This is a genomic window from Terrabacter carboxydivorans, assembly GCF_039532035.1.
Taxonomy (GTDB): Bacteria; Actinomycetota; Actinomycetes; order Actinomycetales; family Dermatophilaceae; genus Terrabacter; species Terrabacter carboxydivorans.
Genome location: NZ_BAAARE010000003.1, coordinates 133,057 through 149,392, shown reverse-complemented (window position 1 = coordinate 149,392; position 16,336 = coordinate 133,057). Strand labels below are relative to the sequence as shown.

Below are 16,336 nucleotides of genomic sequence, written 5' to 3'. Positions count from 1 at the left end.
CGGGGCGGTGGGCGTTCAGCGAGCGGCGTCGGACGTCACGTCGTGGGGGCGCGTGCTCACTCGACGAGGGCGGCGGTCTGCCGGGCGATGGCGAGCTCCTCGTCGGTCGGCACCACGGCGACGACGACCCGCGACCCCTGGGCCGAGATGACCCGCGCCTCGGTCGAGGCGCCCTCGTTGAGGGCCGCATCGACGACGATGCCCAGCTCACCGAGACCGTCGGCGACGGCTGCCCGCACCGGGGCCGAGTGCTGGCCGATGCCGGCCGTGAAGACGAGCACGTCGGCGCCGCCGAGGATCGCGAGGTAGGCGCCGACGTAGTGCTTGAGCCGGTGGACGAAGACGTCGAAGGCGAGGCGCGCGTCCTCGTCACCGCCCTCGACCCGCTGCACGAGCTCCCGGAAGTCGTTGACGCCGCTGAGCCCGAGGACTCCGGACTTCTTGTTGAGCAGCGTGTCGATCTCGTCGAGCGACATCCCCGCCTCGCGGGCGAGGTAGGCGTGCAGTCCGGGGTCGACGTCACCGGAGCGCGTGCCCATGACCAGTCCCTGCAGTGGTGTCAGGCCCATCGACGTCTCGACGGCCCGGCCGCCGCGCACCGCGGACGCGGAGCACCCGTTGCCGAGGTGGAGGATCACCTGACGGAGGTCCTCGACGGGCCGGCCGAGCAGCTCTGCCGTCGCCCCGGCCACGAACTGGTGCGACGTGCCGTGGAAGCCGTAGCGGCGGATCGAGTGCTTCGCGGCGAGGTCGCGAGGCACGGCGTACGTCGACGCCTCGGCGGGCAGGGAGGCGAAGAAGGCCGTGTCGAAGACCGCGACGTGTGGCACGTCGTAGCGCGCCCGGGCCGCCTTGATGCCGATGACCGCAGCCGGGTTGTGCAGGGGCGCAAGGGCGCTCAGCGACGTGATGCGGTCGAGCACGCTGTCGTCGATGACGACAGGCTCGGAGAAGTCGGGACCGCCGTGGACGACCCGGTGACCGACGGCACGCAGCGGCACCTCGTCGAGGTGGACGCCGGCGTCCTTCAGCTGTGCCCGCATGGCCTCCAGGGCCGCGGAGTGGTCGGCGACGTCGCTGCCGGACTCGCCGATGCGCTCGACGATCCCGGAGGCGCGCACCTCGCCGGACTCGGGCACGACGAGCTGGTACTTGAGCGACGACGACCCGGCGTTGAGCACGAGGACGGGGCGGTCGGTGGGGGACTGCGTCACGGGGTGCTTCCCTGCTGCTCGGCCGAGACGCCCTGCGCCTGAACGGCGGTGATGGCCACGGTGTTGACGATGTCGTCGACGAGCGCACCGCGGGACAGGTCGTTGACCGGCTTGCGCAGGCCCTGGAGCACCGGCCCCACCGCGACGGCGTGCGCGCTTCGCTGGACGGCCTTGTAGGTGTTGTTGCCGGTGTTGAGATCGGGGAAGACGAAGACGGTCGCGTGACCCGCGACGTCCGAGTCCGGCATCTTGGCCCGGCCGACGGTCGGGTCGATGGCCGCGTCGTACTGGATCGGGCCGGCGAGCGCGAGCTCCGGGGCGCGCTCGGCGACGAGCGCCGTTGCGGCGCGGACCTTCTCGACCTCGGCGCCCGACCCGCTCGACCCGGTCGAGTAGGACAGCATCGCGACCCGCGGCTCGATGCCGAACTGCTGGGCGGTCTGCGCCGAGGAGACGGCGATGTCGGCGAGCTGCTCTGCGGTGGGGTCGGGGATGACGGCGCAGTCGCCGTAGACGAGCACCCGGTCCGCCAGGCACATGAGGAAGACGCTCGAGACCGTCTTGACGCCCTCGGCCGTCTTGACGAACTCGAGCGCCGGCCGGATGGTGTGCGCCGTCGTGTTGACGGCGCCGGAGACCATCCCGTCGGCGAGACCGAGGTGGACCATCATCGTGCCGAAGTAGGAGATGTCCGTGACGACCTCACGGGCGCGCTCGACCGTCATGCCCTTGTGACCGCGCACGACGGCATACTCCTGCGCGAAGCGCTCGACGAGGTCCGGGTCGGTCGGGGAGACGACCGCGGCGGCGTCGAGGTCGAGGCCGAGCGCCGAGCCACGCGCGCGCACCTTCGTCTCGTCGCCGAGCAGCGTCAGGTCGGCGACGCCCCGGCGCAGCAGGATGTCGGCCGCCTCGAGGATGCGGTCGTCCTGGCTCTCGGGGAGCACGATGTGCTTGCGGTCCGAGCGGGCCCGCTCCATGAGCTGGAACTCGAACATCAGCGGCGTGCGCACCTCGGACGCCGACACGTCGACGGCCGCGAGCAGGGCCGCCTGGTCGACGCTCTCGGAGAAGAGGCGGCGGGCCGTCTCGATCTTGTTGCGCGAGCCCTTCGTCATCGGGCCGCGCACCTGCATGAGGCGCTCGGCCGTGCGGAAGGTGCCGTCGTCGGTGAGCGCGATGGGCAGGTCCTGCTGCACACCCGCCGACAGGCGCGAGATCGTCTCGGGTATCGGGTAGCCGCCGGTGAGGATGATCCCGGCGAGCGTCGGGAAGGTGCCCGACTGGTGGGCGAGCAGCAGCCCCGGGATGAGGTCGGTGCGGTCGCTCGGCGCGATGACCGTGACGTCCGGGCCGAGACGGGCGAGCACGTTGGGCAGGCTCATCGCCGCGACGAGCCCGAGGCTGTCGCGGTCCATCCACGACTCGCTGCCGAGCACGAGCTGCGCCCCGATGGCGTCGGCGAGGGCCCGGAAGCTCGGCGCCGAGAGCAGCGCGTTCTCCGGCATCGCGGCCGTGACGGGGAAGGGCAGCGACTCCAGAGAAGCCCGCACCTCCTCGAGGTCGTCCGGCTCGACCCGGTTGGCGACGACCGCGACGGTCTGGGCGTGGTTGGCGCGCAGCTCGGCGATGGCGCTGTCGGCGGCGACACGGATCTGCTCGGGCGTGCGGTCACGGCCGTGGACGACGAGCACGACGGCCGAGCCGAGGTTGGCGGCGACGCGCGCGTTGAAGGACAGCTCGGTGCCGGTCGAGACGTCGGTGTAGTCCGAGCCGAGCACGAGGACGACCTCGAACCGCGCGCTCAGGGCGCCGAAGCGCTCGACGATGAGGTGCAGCGCCTCGTCCGGGTCGTCGTGGGCCTGGGCGTAGGTGACCCCGAGGGCCTCGTCGTAGGTCTGGTCCACGCCGGGCTGGCTGACGAGCATCTCGACGATGTGGTCGACCTCGTCGTCGGGGCCGGTGCCGCCCAACGTCGTCAGGGGGCGGTAGACCCCGACCGACCCGACCTCGCGCAGCAGGGCGTCGAGCAGGCCGAGGGCCACGGCTGACTTGCCCGTCAGCCCCTCCGGCGAGGCGACGTAGACGCTTCGGCTCACGGCACGAACCTACCGGTCGCCAGAGTCGCCGCGTCGGCGCACCTCGATGGTCGGCGGGTGCCGCAGGGACTGGCCGACGACGCAGTAGCGCTCGGTCGCCGTCGCGAGCCGTGCCAGCGTCGCGTCGTCGGCCTCGGTCGAGACCTCGGCGACGACCCGCGGCAGCAGGACGCCGACCGGTGCGTTGCGGTCGACACCGAGGGTGCCGCGGGCGTCGAACTGTGCGTCGGCGCGCAGCTGCACGTCGTGGAGCTCGACGCCGAACGCGACCGAGACGGCGTGCAGCGTCACGCCTGCGCAGGCCACCAGGGCCTCCATCAGCATGTCGCCGGAGCATGCGTCCGAGCCGTCGCCGCCCGCCGCCGGATGGAGTCCGGCCCGCACGACACCCGCCGTCGTGGGGACCTCGACGGTGACCGGCTCACCGAAGACCGCGCTCGCCGAGACCGGGTGCATCGCCGCCTCCGGGTCCTCGCGGTAGCGCGCCTTGAGGGGGTCCTGCGCCGCGCGCAGCTCGTCCCGGTTCATCCCGCGTCGCTCAGGTGCTGGTGGGGCATGGCTGGCTCCCGTCGTCAGGGTCCTGTCACCGACACCGTATGCCGGGTGCCCGCGTCGTGTGGGCCCGTGCCGGACCCCGGGCCCTCCGGCTCACGAGGTCGTGTGCAGCCCGAGCCTGCGGACGAGGCGCACCGCGTCGTGCGGGGCGTGGCCCAACGTGTCGTTGTCGAAGTAGACGTGCACGTCGTGGCCCCGCTCCAGCCAGGCCTCGCACGTGCGCGCCCACCGGTCGAGAGAGGCGTCGGTGTAGCCGCTGGCGTAGAGCTCGGTCTCGCCGTGCAGCCGCACGTAGCGGAAGTCGCTCGTCGCGTCGTCCATGACCGGCCAGCGGCCCGCGCTGTCGGCGATGACCATGGCGACACCGTGCTCGTGGCACAGGGCCCGAGCCTCCTCGGAGTCGAAGCTCTCGTGCCGGGGCTCGAGGGCGTGGCGCACCGGCACGTCGACCTCGCAGGTCGTGAGGACGCGTTCCTCGCCGAGCTTGTCGTCGTGCTTCCCCGCCAGCCGGGCCGCCTCGGCCGTCGAGCGCGGGAGCAGCTCGAAGAAGAGTCGGAGTCGCTCGGCGTCGAAGGTGACCCGCTCCGGCAGCTGCCACAGCACCGGCCCGAGCTGCGGCCCCAGCGCGAGCACGCCGCTGGCGAAGAAGTTGGCCAGCGGCGTCTCCACGTCGCGCAGCGCCTTCATGTGGGTGATGAAGCGGCCGCCCTTGACCGCGAGCACGACGTCGGTGGGGACGGCGGCTCGCCACGCGGCATACGAGCTCGGCCGCTGGAGGGAGTAGAACGAGCCGTTGACCTCGACGGAGGTCATCCGCTCGGCGGCGTAGGTCAGCTCGAGGCGTTGGGGCAGACCCTTGGGGTAGAAGTCGCCGCGCCACGAGGGGTAGCGCCAGCCGGAGACGCCGATCCGTGCGTGAGGCATGCCCCACCCTTACCCAGGGGCTCGGGAGGGGGCGTATGCCGTCTGCCTGAACGGACCGGTCCCGCCGGCTCTCAGTGGTGGCCGGCTTCCTGGGTGGGGAGGTGGGCGGCGGCGTGCGTCGACGCGGCGGCGAGCACGTCTCGCGCGCTGGTGGCGGCACGGTCGAGCGCCTCGCCGACGGGCAAGGCGCGGTGCTCCTCGGAGAGGATCTCGACACCCCAGGGTCCCGTCCACCCGGCTGCGCGCAGGGCCGTGATCATGCCGGTCAGGTCGAAGCTGCCCTCGCCGCAGTACCGGCGGCGGTGGACGGTGTCCTCGAACAGCGTCCCGACCACGTCGGCGTCGGCGTCGTTCAGCTCGACCCCGATGATCCGGTCCAGCGGCACGGCTGCGAGGTCGGACACCGGCGTGTGGGCACGGGCGACGTGCCACGTGTCGATGATGACCCCGCCTGCCTCGTGCCCCGCGTCGGCGACGAGCTGCAGGCCGTCGTGCAGGGTCTTGACGTTGGACCACGGGAAGAACTCGATGCCCAGGCGTGCACCCACGGCCGCGCACTGGTCGGCGAGCCCGGCGAAGCGCGACGCCCAGACCTCGCGGTCCCACGGCCCGTCGTCACCGTCGGGGGTCACCTTGAGGTGGCGGGGCTCGAGCACCTCGGCCGCGTCGAGGAGGAGGTGGCGGACGCGGTCCGACTCCGCTCGATGAGGCCCCTCGTCCCACCACCAGGGGATCCCCTCGAGCTCGAGGTGGACGATCCCGTTGTCTGCCAGCAGGGCACGGATCCCCTTGAGCCCGTAGGTGTCAACGGCTGCGGGGAGGTCGTCGGAGAGAAGCCCGAAGCCCCGGTAGCCGGCTGCTGACGCTGCTTCGACGCGCTCGCGCAGGCTGAGCGGGCTGCGCAGGTCCGGGCGGTCGGAGGCGGCATCGCCCGCGCTCGTCCAGCACGTGGCCATCAGGTCGTCGGTGGGCATCGTCATCGGGGGTCGCTCCAGGATCGTGTGTCGGAGTGGGTGTGGGGATCGGACGGGCTGGAGCGGGACGGGCGGGGCGCCAGGCCCACCGCCTCGTAGCACTGGTCGATGAGGCGCATCGTCAGGACGGCGTCGTCCGCGTCCGTGCGGGCGGGCACGCCGGTGCGGACCGCCGAGGTGAACGCCTCGAGCTGGTAGGTGTAGGACGATCGGCGCCCGAGGTGCTCGGTGCGGCGGCCGGCGGCCGTCGTGACGACGAGTCGGTCGTCGTCGTGGGGGTTGACGAAGTCGACGATCGTGGCCTCGCCCTTGGTGCCGATCAGTCGGTGGCTCATCTGGTGGTGGTCGCTGGCCATGTTGCAGCCGGCCGTCCCGGTGACGCCGTTCGGGAACTCGAGCTCGGCCGTGAGCCACTCGTCGATGCCGGGGTGACCGGGCCGTTCGCCGCCCGTCGCGCTGACGAGAGTGGGCTCGCCGCCGAGCGTCGGAGCGAGCAGGCGCAGGGAGTGGAGGCTGTAGCAGCCGAGGTCCATGAGAGCGCCCCCGCTGAGGTCGAGCGACCACCGCGGGTCCGTGGCAGCGGGTGCGGGCATGTCCATGACCGTCTCGATGTGGCGCAGCTCGCCGAGCTCTCCGCCGGCGAGGATCTCGTGCAGCCGAGCGACCAACGGGTGCCAGAGGTAGTGGAAGCCCTCGAAGAACTGTCGGTCGGTCGTGCGCGCCAGGGCGGCGACGTCCTCGGCTTCGGCCGCGTTGCTCGCCGAGGGCTTCTCCGTGAAGACGTGCTTGCCGGCGTCGAGGGCGGCCTTGTTCCACGGCGCGTGGATGCTGTTGGCCAACGGGTTGTAGACCGCCTCCACATCCGGGTCGTTGATGACGTCGAGGTAGGACTCGTGGACCTTCTCGACGCCGTGGGCGTCGGCGAACGCCGCGGCCCGGGAGGGGTCCCGGGCCGCGACGGCGACGAGGCGGGTCCCCGTGACCCGGGCCGGCTTGATGACGGCCAGGTCGGTGATGCGGGCCGCTCCGAGCAGACCGAGCCGCAGCGGCTCCTGGCCGGTCACGCGGACGTCTGCGACGACGGGACGGAGAGCAGGTCGCGCACGTGGTCGGCGCTGATCCGCACGTCGTGCACCGGGCCCTCGCCGCGGGGCTCCTCCGTGAGGATGGTGTCCTGCTCGAGGGTGTACCAGCCGGTGTAGCCGGCGCCCTGGAGCGTGCGCACGATCGCTGCGATGTCGACGTCCCCGGTGCCGAGGGGGCGGTACATCCCCTCGACGACGGCCTCGGTGTAGGTGAGACGTCCGGCGCGCACCTTGTCCGCGACGGTGCTGTCCACGTCCTTGAGGTGGGTGTGCGCGATGCGATCGGGCGACTGGCGGGTCAGCTCGGCGGGGTCGGTGCCGCCGATGAGCAGGTGTCCGGTGTCGAGGCACAGGGCGATGGAGGACCCCTCGAGGACCCGCTCGACGTCCGGACCGGACTCGACCATCGTGCCGACGTGTGGGTGGAGCACGGCCTGCACCCCGTGCTCGGAGGCCAGGTGCGCGATCCGGTCGAGGTTGTCGAGCAGTCTCTTCCAGCCGTCCTCGTCGAGCGTCGGCCTCGTGTCGTAGCCGTCGAGCCCGGAGACGGCCGAGAGCACGAGCACCTCCGCGTGGGTGGCGTCGTAGCCCATGAGGATCCGGCTGATCTCCGGGAGGGGGTCGTGCGCCGCCTGGTGCATGAGCACGGGGGTGAAACCGCCGACCGCCGTCAGGTGGTGGCGCTGGAGCACCGCAGCCATCTCACCGGGGTCAGCCGGGAGGAAGCCGTCCGGACCGAGCTCGGTCGCAGAGAGACCGACGTCCTGCATCTCGGCGAGCACCCGCTCGGGGGTGAGCTGGTAGCCCCAGTTCGGGACCTCGCAGACTCCCCAGGAGATGGGTGCGCCGGCGATCCGGTGCTGCGCAGACGTCGCGGACGTCGCGGAGGCAGCATGGCTGTGAAGGGCGTTGTGGGTCATGACTGTCGAACCTCGTCGATCCGCACCGGACGGTGCTCTTGCAGGGACAGGGTGGCGGCCTCCGCCATGAAGGCGACGGCCAGGGCGTCGTCGACGGTGCACGGCGAGGTGCGTTGTCCGGCAACGACTTCCGTGAATGCCTGGAGCTCGGCCTGGAAGGCGTCGGTGAGCCGGTCCATGAAGAAGGTGGCCGGCGGACCCGACGGCCAGCTGATGCCGGGCTCGAGGTTGCGCAGGGGAGTGGTGTCGCTCCAGCCGGCCGCGACGCTGTCGCCGGTGCCGTGCAGCTCGAGGCGGACGTCGTAGCCGCGCGGGTTGTAGCGCGTGTTGGAGACGACCGCGGTGGCGCCGTCGTCGAAGGTCAGCAGGGTCGTGGCGGTGGCGACGTCGCCGAACTCCGCGAAGAAGTCGGCGCCCTTGTCGCTGCCGGTGGCGTAGACCTCGACGACCTCGCGTCCGGTGACCCACCGGACCGTGTCGAAGTCGTGGACGCTGCAGTCCCGGAAGATCCCTCCGGACGTCTCGATGTACCCGCGAGGGGCCGGAGCCGGGTCCATCGTGGTCGAACGGACCGTGTGGACCCAGCCGAGCTCGCCGGACTCGACGGCGGCCCGGGCAGCGCTGAAGGCCGGGTCGAAGCGCCGCGGGTAGCCGACCTGGACCGCGATGCCGCTGTCGTTGACGTCACGGGCGATGGCGGTCGCCTCCGCGAGGTCGGCGGAGAGCGGCTTCTCGCAGAACACCGGGATGCCGGCGTCGATGCCGGCCCTGATGAGCTGGGTGTGGGCGTTCGTGGCGGCCGCGATGACGATGGCGTCGACCCCGGCGGCGATGAGCGACTCCGGGGAGTCGGCCGGCTCCGCGCCGACCCGCTCGGCGACGGAGGTGGTGACCGCGGGGACCGCGTCCGTCACGACCAGGGATTCGACGACGGGAAGCCGGGACAGGGTGTCGGCGTGGAACGAGCCGATTCTGCCGAGACCGATCAGGCCAAGGCGCATGGTTCTCTCCTCGATACGAGTTGGGTTGGTTGGTGGGCGGCCGCGGCGCTCAGCCGAGGCCGCCGATGACGTTCTGGTCCCAGTCGATGACCGAGCCGGTGACCACACCGCTGCGTTCGGAGAGCAGGAAGACCACGAAGTCGGCGATCTCGTCGACCTGTCCGAGCTTGCCCATGGGCAGCCGGGCTCCGGCCTCCTGCTGCCAGTCCGCACCGGCGTCGTTCGTATGCCGTTGGGTGACGTCCTCGCCGTCCGTGGCGGACCAGCCCATGTTGAGACCGTTGATCCGGATGCGGTCCCAGCGGTGGGCGTGGGCGGCGTTCTTCGTCAGCCCGGCGAGTCCGGCCTTCGCAGCGACGTAGGGCGCGAGGAAGGACTGGCCCCCGTGGGAGTCGATGGAGATGACGTTGACGATGGTGCCGGGCGCGCCGCGCTGCACCATGTCGGCGATCGCCGCCTGCATGAGGAAGAACGGCGCTCGCAGGTTGACGGCGATGTGCTGGTCGAAGAGCTCTGGCGTGGTGTCGAGCACCGTGCCCCGGGTGGTCAGGCCGGCCGCGTTGACGAGGCAGTCGATGCGGCCGTGCCGCTCGAGGGTCGCGGCGACGGCGGACTGCGCCTGCGCGACGTCGCTCAGGTCCGCGCGGACGAAGACGGCGTCGGTGCCGAGGTCCCGGAGCTCGGCGGCGACGACCTCGCCGCGGTCGGTGGCGCGGCCGGTCAGCACCACGGTGGCCCCTTCTCGGGCGGCGGCGCGGGCGATGCCGGCGCCCAGGCCCTGCGTGCCGCCGCTGACCAGCACGACCTTGCCGGTGAGCAGGTCCTTCATGTCGCCTCCAGGGTTCGGGTCGTGCGGGTTGTCGCCTGCTCCCAGCCCGGGTTGGCCACCGCGGCAGGTGGGCGGCCGTCGAGCACGTCGATCACTCCCTGCGCGGCGTCGACGAACGTCGCAGCGGTCGCCTGCCGGCTGAGCCCCATGAGGTGCGGGGTGAGCACCACGTCGGGATGGTCGAAGAGCGGGTGGTGCGCGGGCGGCTCGGGATCGAAGACGTCGAGGCCCACGCCCCCGAGCCGCCCCTCCTGCAGAGCCGTGCCCACCGCGTCGAGGTCGACGAGCGCGCCGCGACCGCAGTTGACGAGGATGGTCCCCGGCTTCACGTGCCGCAGCAGCGCCTCGTCGACCAGGTGCCGGGTGGACGCGAGCAGCGGCAGGTGCAGGGTGATGACGTCGCTGCGGGCGACGAGGTCGCGCAGATCCGTGCAGCGGATGTCGGCGGGGGGCTCGCTGACCGGGTCGTGGGCCAGGACGGTCATTCCGAGCGCAGCGCCGAGCACGGCGGCCCGCTGTCCGATGCGGCCGTAGCCCACGACTCCGAGCACCGACCCACGGAGGTCGCCGACCGGGATGTCTCCGCGATCGGCCCAGGCTCCCGTCCGGACGAGGGTGGTGAGCCGGCCGAAGCGCTTGACGAGGTGCAGGGCCATGGCGATGGCACCCTCGGCGACGGCGGCGGTGCCGGCTCCCGGCGTGACGACCACGGCGATGCCCCTCGCGGTGGCCGCGTCGAGGTCGACCCGCTCGACGCCCACGCCGGTGCGCGCGACGACGCGCAGCAGCGGGGTGCGTTCGAGGAAGTCCCGGTCGACCTCGGCGTCCGCCCGGGCGATGGCTCCCTGCGCGCGGGAGAGGTCGGCATCGGTGGGCTCGGCGACGAACCGGCAGCGCCCGTCGAGGACCGGTCCGACGAGCGCGGGGTCGACGGGGCCCAGCCCCACGACCACAGGCAGCCCGGCGACCTCAGGCATTGCTCACCGCCGACTGCCGGTCGTGTCCGAAGGTGGCGCCCGGGACGTGCGGCACGGTGTGCCACTGCCCGTCGGCGGCCGAGGCCGCGACCGCGGCGATGACCTCGGCGTCGGCGAGGGCTTCCTGGATGGTGGAGTTGCGCTGCTCACCGCCGGTGGCGGCGACGAGGAACTTCTTGGCCTCGACGACCTTGAGGTCGTCGTAGCCCAGGCTGTTGCCCGGTCCGGGCTGGAACGCTGCGTACTCGCCCTGTGACGCGTTGCCCAGAATGGTCGTGTAGCCTTGGTTGGGACCGGTGCGACCCAGTGCCAGCCGCAGCTCGTTCATCTGCTCGAAGTTCCAGGAGGCGGAACCCTCGGTGCCGTAGACCTCGAACGCCAGCCCGCACTGGGGCCCGACGATGACGCGGGAGGCCTCCAGGGTGCCGAGCGCCCCGGCCCCTGGAGAGTCGGCGGCGAACCTGACGAGCGCTGCTGCGTAGTCGTCGTTCTCGACGTCGCCGAGCTCACCGTCCTCGATCACCGCGAAGTGGGTGGCCTGTCCCATCGGCAGGACCGGCCGTTGCCGGTGCACCGTCGAGAGCATCCCGCTCACGTCGTTGATCGGACCGACGACGTACTGCACGAGGTCGACGACGTGGCTGAGCAGGTCACCGAGCGCGCCGCTGCCGGCCAGGTCCCGCTTGAACCGCCAGGACAGCGCGCCGTTGGGCTCGGACGCGTACCCGTTGAAGAAGACCGCCCTGACGTTCGTGATGCGACCGAGGTCGCCGTTCGCGATGAGCTCGCGGATCCGCTCGACCGCGGGGGCGTGCCGGTAGTTGTAGCCGATCGAGGTGGTGACGCCGGCCGCCTGGGCGGCCGCGGCGACGGCGGCCGTGTCGACGGCGTCACGCCCGACGGGCTTCTCGATCCAGAACGGCTTCCCGGCCTTCGCGGCGGCGACGCCGATCTCGCGGTGGAGCAGGTTCGGGGCGCAGATCGAGACGACGTCGACGTCGGGGTCGGCGAGCACGTCGCGGTAGTCGGTGCTGCCACGGGAGTAGCCGAGCACCTCACGGGCGTAGTCGACCCGGTCCTGGGCCGTGTCGGCGGCGTGCACCAGGCGGGGCCGGATGCCGAGCTCGGGATAGACGAGCGGGATGGCCTGGTAGGCCCGGCTGTGGAGCTTGCCCATCCAGCCGACGCTGATCAGGCCGACTCCCAGCTCGGTGACGCCCGTGTCGTTGATGTGTCCAACCATGTCGATGTCGCTTTCCGAAGAGGTCATGAGGGAGGTGAGGGGCGCCGAGGGACCTCGGGCGCCTCGGGTCGCGTCAGGCGGCGCCGTCCTGGCGCGCGCGGCCCAACGCCGAGCGGGACGCCGCCGCGAGCAGGGTGGCGTCGGAGCCGATCGCCACGAAGGTCCAGCCCTGGGCGAGGCGTTCCGCAGCGGCCGCCCCGTCGTTGACGAGCAGCCCGCAGGCCCGACCGTGCCTCTTGCCGGCCGCGAGCACGGTCTCGAGCGCCTCGACGAAGGCGGGCGCCGTGGTGTCGCCCGGCACCCCCAGATCGTGGCTGAGGTCCCTCGGCCCGATGAAGAGCACGTCGACGCCGTCGAGGGCCGCGATCTCGTCGGCCGCTGCGACCGCTGCCGCCGACTCGATCTGGACGACGACGAGGATCTCCTCGTCGGCGCGGTCGAGGGCTCCGGGGTCGAGCCCGAACCTGCAGGCCCGGTTGTAGGTCGCCACGCCGCGGTCGCCGTGTGGAGGGAACCGGAGGTGTCGCAACGCCTCTCGCACCTGGCTGGCACTGTCCATCCGGGGCAGCATGATCCCGGCGGCGCCGTTGTCGAGCACCCGGCCCATCCGGATCCTCGCATCGGTCTCGACGCGCACCACGGTCGGTACGCCGTAGGCGCCGGCGACCGGCACGACGTCGCGCACCTGCTCCTCGCCGCCCGAGCCGTGCTCGAGGTCGAGCAGCAACCAGTCGAAGCCGGAGGCGGCGCACACCTCGGCTGTGACTGCGGAGGCGGTCCCGAGGAAGGTGCCGATCGACGTGGCACCGCGGCGAACGGCCCGCGACAGGGCGCCGTGGTCGAGCGGGCCGGGGCGTGTGGCGGTCACCCGAACCACCGCTGGCTCGCGCGGTCGTGCTCGTACTCGGCGCGCAGGGCCGGCACCGTGGTGACCTCCGAGACCTCGGCCGGTGCCACGTCCCACCACACGCCCGCCGGCGGCAGGTCGGCGTGGGGGATGACCGGCACCACGATGACGACGGTGCCCTCGTGTCCCCGGGTGTCGTCCAGCGCGGCGCGCAGCTCGTCGGCGGTGCCGGCGCGGACTGCCATGGCCCCGAGGCCGGCTGCCACCTTCACCAGGTCGACGGAGAGGTAGTCCCCGCTGAGGCGTGCCGCACTGTCCACCTCCGTAGCGTCGGCGAGCGCGAGCGGCTCTGTGCGGTAACGGAACTCGTTGCCGAACTCCCGACCGCTGCGGAACATCTGAAGGCGGTGGATGACTTGGTAGCCGTGGTTCTCGGGGATCACCACGGTGATGGGCAGGCCCTCCTGCGCGGCCGTGACAAGCTCGGTGGGTGCCATGAGGAAGGTCCCGTCACCGAGGAACGCCGTGATCCTGGCACTCGCGTCGGGGTGCGCCATCCGGATGCCCATCGCCGCCGGGATCTCGAATCCCATGCAGGAGAAGCCGAACTCGAGGTGGCAGGTCCGTCCGTCAGTGGCGTCCCACACCTTCTGCAGGTCGCCCGGAGGGCCTCCGGCCGCGGCGACGACGACGTCGCCGGCCCGGGCGTGCTCCTGCAGCACGCCGATGACCTGGCCCTGGGTCAGGACCGCGTCGGTGGTGGTGACGACATCGGAGTCAGCCGCCACTGCGGACTTGTCGAACAGCTGGTCGGGGTCCAGGGCCTCCGCGCGCTCGATCGCCCAGGCGTCGGCGAGCTCCTCGACGCGGTTCCTCCACGACGGGTTCGCGTGCACGTCACGCGCCATGAGCGCCTGCGTCAGGGCCGCGAGGCTGCGCCTGGCGTCGCCGATGACTCCGACGGCGCCGAGCCGGTCTGCATCGTGCACGTTGACGTTGATGCTGGCGAACCGCACGTCCGGGTTGGCGAAGATCGAGTGCGAGCCGGTCGCGAAGTCGGTCAGCCGGGAGCCCACCGTCAGGACGACGTCGGCCTCGTTGGCCAGGGTGTTGGTAGCCGGGGTTCCTTCGAGCCCGATGCCGCCCACCTGCCACCAGGCGCGGGTCTGCACGGCTCCCTTGCCGCCGAAGGTCTCCGCCACCGGCGCTCCCACGACAGCGGACAGGGCGTGGAGCTCTTCGCTGGCGTCCGAGTAGACGACGCCACCGCCGGCGATGATCATCGGCTTCTTCGCGTCGGCGAGAAGTGCTGCGACAGCGTCGATCTCGTCGGCGTCCGGGGCCGGGCGACGGATCACCCAGTCGCGCTCGGCGAAGAGCTCGGCGGGGAAGTCGTAGGCGTGCGACTGCACGTCCTGGGGGAGGGACAGTACGACGGCACCGGTCTCGACAGGGTCGACGAGGGTGCGCATGGCGGCAGGAAGGGCGGTCAGCAGCTGCTCGGGCCGGGTGATCCGGTCGAAGAACCGGCTGACCGGACGGAAGGCGTCGTTGACGGTCAGGTCGGCATCGGTGGGGTGCTGCAGCTGCTGCAGCACGGGTCCCTGGTGGCGCGTGGCGTAGGTGTCACCCGGCAGGAGCAGCACGGGCAGCCGGTTGATGGTCGCCAGCGCCGCGCCCGTGACCATGTTCATCGCGCCCGGGCCGATCGAGGCAGTGACGGCCAGGGTGGCGCGCCGCCGGGAGTGCTTGGCGAAGCCGACGGCCGCGTGCACCAGGGCCTGCTCGTTGCGACCCTGGACGAAAGGCATCGTCTCGCTCAGCTGGTCGAGCGCCTGGCCCAGGCCCGCCACGTTGCCGTGGCCGAAGATCCCGAGGGTGGCGGGGACCAGCCGGCGGCGTTCCCCGTCGGCGACGGAGTACTGCCGTGACAGGTAGGTCACCACGGCTTGCGCCGCGGTCAGTCGGATGGTGGCAGTACGAGGCATCGTCCGGGCTCTTTCTCGTCGGTGCTGCGGGTGTGGGGGAGAGGTGCTGGGCAGATGGGATGGGTCACCAGGGACGACCGTGCAGGATGACGGTCTTGACGTCCGTCATCTCGGCGACCGCGGAGCGCGGTCCTTCCTTGCCGATGCCGCTGCCCTTGAGGCCGCCGTACGGCATGAGGTCCGCGCGCCACAACGGCGTCCAGTTGATGTGGATCGTGCCGGTGTCGAGCTCCCGGACGGCGCGGACGGCCCCTGAGACGTCCGAGGTGAAGATCCCCGCGCCGAGGCCGTATGCCGTGCCGTTGGCCTGGGCGATCGCGGACTGCCAGTCCGCCGCGGTCGAGACGGCGACCGCCGGACCGAACAGCTCGTCCTGGCTGAACGGGGAGGCGGGGTCGACCCCGCTGACCACGGCCGGCGAGATGACCGCGCCGTCGCGCTCGCCGCCCGTCAGCACCGTCGCGCCGTCCCGGACGGCGGCCCGGATCGATCGCTCCACGCGCTCGGCCTCCTGCTCGGTGATGAGAGTGCCCATGGCGGTGTCCGTCGACCTGGGGTCGCCGGTGGTGATGCGCTCGACCCGAGGCACCAGGGCGTCGAGGAAGTCCCCGGCGATCGTGGGGTGGGTGATGACGCGCTGCACCGAGATGCAGACCTGCCCGGCGTTGACGAAACCACCGAGGGCGACGGCCGCCGCGGCGGCGTCGATGTCTGCATCGGGCAGGACGATGACGGGGCAGGAGGCGCCGAGCTCGAGGGAGAGCTTCTTCACGCCGGCGAGCTGGGTGATGCGGGTGCCGACGGGGGTCGATCCGGTGAACGAGATCTTGTTGACCCGTGGGTCACTGACGAGAGCGTCCCCGAGCTCACCGCCGGCGCCGGTCAGCACCGACAGCACCCCCTCAGGGAGACCCGCGTCCACGAAACACGCGGCGAGGGCGAGGGCGGTCAACGGCGTCGTCCGGGCAGGTTTGAGCACCACGGCATTTCCAGCAGCCAGCGCGGGTGCGACTTTGTGCAGCACGAGCAGGGACGGGTAGTTGAAGGGCGTGATCGCCACGACGACCCCGACCGGCTGACGGACGGTGAATCCCACCTTGTCGAAGCCGGTGCCCGGGTTGGCGTCCAGGGGGAGGGAGTCGCCGTAGAGCTGCGTGCCCTCGAACGCCGCGAGGCGGATGAGCTCGCCGGATCGTGATGCCTCGCCGCGGGCCTCACCGATGGCCTTGCCGGCCTCGGCGCTGATCGTCTGCGCGATGGCCTCGGCACGCTCGTCGGCGAGGGCGGCTGCGCGGAGGAGCACCTGCATGCGCTGGTGGGCGGGAGTCCGCCGCCAGGCCCTGGCACCCTCGGTCGCGGCGTCGAGCGCGCGGTCGACGTCCTCGCGGCCTGCGAGGGCGACCGACCCGACGACGGACCCGTCGAACGGCGAGGTCACGTCCTCCTCACGTCCTGATGCGGCATCGGCCCAGAGGCCACCGATCAACAGCTTCACGCTGGACTCCGTCCGTCGTCATCGAGGGGCAGACCAGCGCGGGGATCTCACATGGGTGGCGCCGGTCGAGTGGGTCCAGCGTGACCCCGGCAGGGGGGAGGGTCAAGCGATTCCAAACCATCAAAAACCCCTCAGGGATCGAGGGCATGCAGGCAGGACGAGACACGTGTGCCGTCAGGAGCCTG

Annotated in this window: 14 protein-coding genes; all 14 read right to left on the bottom strand. The window is 71.9% G+C overall.

The features are described 5' to 3' along the window. Window positions 1-56 precede the first annotated feature (56 nt). A complete protein-coding gene (locus ABD297_RS04425) occupies window positions 57-1,214 on the bottom strand; it encodes an acetate/propionate family kinase (protein ID WP_344253354.1) in 1,158 nt (385 codons plus the stop codon). Then, window positions 1,211-3,313, bottom strand: coding sequence for a phosphate acetyltransferase (gene pta, locus ABD297_RS04420; RefSeq protein ID WP_344253352.1), 2,103 nt, complete (start codon window positions 3,311-3,313; stop codon window positions 1,211-1,213). The genes ABD297_RS04425 and pta overlap by 4 nt, the downstream gene beginning before the upstream one ends. 9 nt (window positions 3,314-3,322) lie before the next feature. After that, window positions 3,323-3,841, bottom strand: coding sequence for an OsmC family protein (locus ABD297_RS04415; RefSeq protein WP_344253350.1), 519 nt, complete (start codon window positions 3,839-3,841; stop codon window positions 3,323-3,325). 120 nt (window positions 3,842-3,961) lie between these two features. After that, window positions 3,962-4,792, bottom strand: a complete 831-nt coding sequence (locus ABD297_RS04410; RefSeq protein ID WP_344253349.1) for a DUF72 domain-containing protein — start codon at window positions 4,790-4,792, stop codon at window positions 3,962-3,964. A gap of 71 nt (window positions 4,793-4,863) precedes the next feature. Beyond that, on the bottom strand, window positions 4,864-5,772 hold the full coding sequence (locus ABD297_RS04405) for a sugar phosphate isomerase/epimerase family protein (RefSeq protein ID WP_344253347.1): 909 nt from the start codon (window positions 5,770-5,772) through the stop codon (window positions 4,864-4,866). After that, complete coding sequence (locus tag ABD297_RS04400) at window positions 5,769-6,830, bottom strand: Gfo/Idh/MocA family protein (RefSeq protein WP_344253346.1); 1,062 nt, start codon at window positions 6,828-6,830, stop codon at window positions 5,769-5,771. The genes ABD297_RS04405 and ABD297_RS04400 overlap by 4 nt, the downstream gene beginning before the upstream one ends. Next, window positions 6,827-7,771: a sugar phosphate isomerase/epimerase family protein gene (locus ABD297_RS04395; RefSeq protein WP_344253344.1), complete on the bottom strand. Its 945-nt coding sequence runs from the start codon at window positions 7,769-7,771 to the stop codon at window positions 6,827-6,829. Before ABD297_RS04395 ends, ABD297_RS04400 begins: the two co-directional genes overlap by 4 nt. Then, complete coding sequence (locus ABD297_RS04390) at window positions 7,768-8,772, bottom strand: Gfo/Idh/MocA family protein (protein ID WP_344253342.1); 1,005 nt, start codon at window positions 8,770-8,772, stop codon at window positions 7,768-7,770. Before ABD297_RS04390 ends, ABD297_RS04395 begins: the two co-directional genes overlap by 4 nt. Window positions 8,773-8,821: 49 nt before the next feature. Further along, window positions 8,822-9,601, bottom strand: coding sequence for an SDR family oxidoreductase (locus tag ABD297_RS04385; RefSeq protein ID WP_344253341.1), 780 nt, complete (start codon window positions 9,599-9,601; stop codon window positions 8,822-8,824). Next, window positions 9,598-10,578 carry an NAD(P)-dependent oxidoreductase gene (locus tag ABD297_RS04380; protein WP_344253340.1) on the bottom strand — a complete coding sequence of 327 codons (981 nt, stop codon included), beginning with the start codon at window positions 10,576-10,578 and terminating at the stop codon, window positions 9,598-9,600. The genes ABD297_RS04385 and ABD297_RS04380 overlap by 4 nt, the downstream gene beginning before the upstream one ends. Beyond that, window positions 10,571-11,848 (bottom strand): Gfo/Idh/MocA family protein, encoded by a 1,278-nt coding sequence (locus ABD297_RS04375; protein WP_344253338.1) that lies wholly within the window; start codon window positions 11,846-11,848, stop codon window positions 10,571-10,573. The genes ABD297_RS04380 and ABD297_RS04375 overlap by 8 nt, the downstream gene beginning before the upstream one ends. Before the next feature lie 46 nt (window positions 11,849-11,894). Beyond that, window positions 11,895-12,689 (bottom strand): HpcH/HpaI aldolase family protein, encoded by a 795-nt coding sequence (locus ABD297_RS04370; protein WP_344253336.1) that lies wholly within the window; start codon window positions 12,687-12,689, stop codon window positions 11,895-11,897. After that, window positions 12,686-14,656, bottom strand: a complete 1,971-nt coding sequence (gene iolD, locus ABD297_RS04365) for a 3D-(3,5/4)-trihydroxycyclohexane-1,2-dione acylhydrolase (decyclizing) (protein WP_344253334.1) — start codon at window positions 14,654-14,656, stop codon at window positions 12,686-12,688. Before iolD ends, ABD297_RS04370 begins: the two co-directional genes overlap by 4 nt. A 64-nt stretch (window positions 14,657-14,720) precedes the next feature. After that, window positions 14,721-16,151 (bottom strand): aldehyde dehydrogenase family protein, encoded by a 1,431-nt coding sequence (locus ABD297_RS04360; RefSeq protein ID WP_344253333.1) that lies wholly within the window; start codon window positions 16,149-16,151, stop codon window positions 14,721-14,723. Window positions 16,152-16,336: the final 185 nt, after the last annotated feature.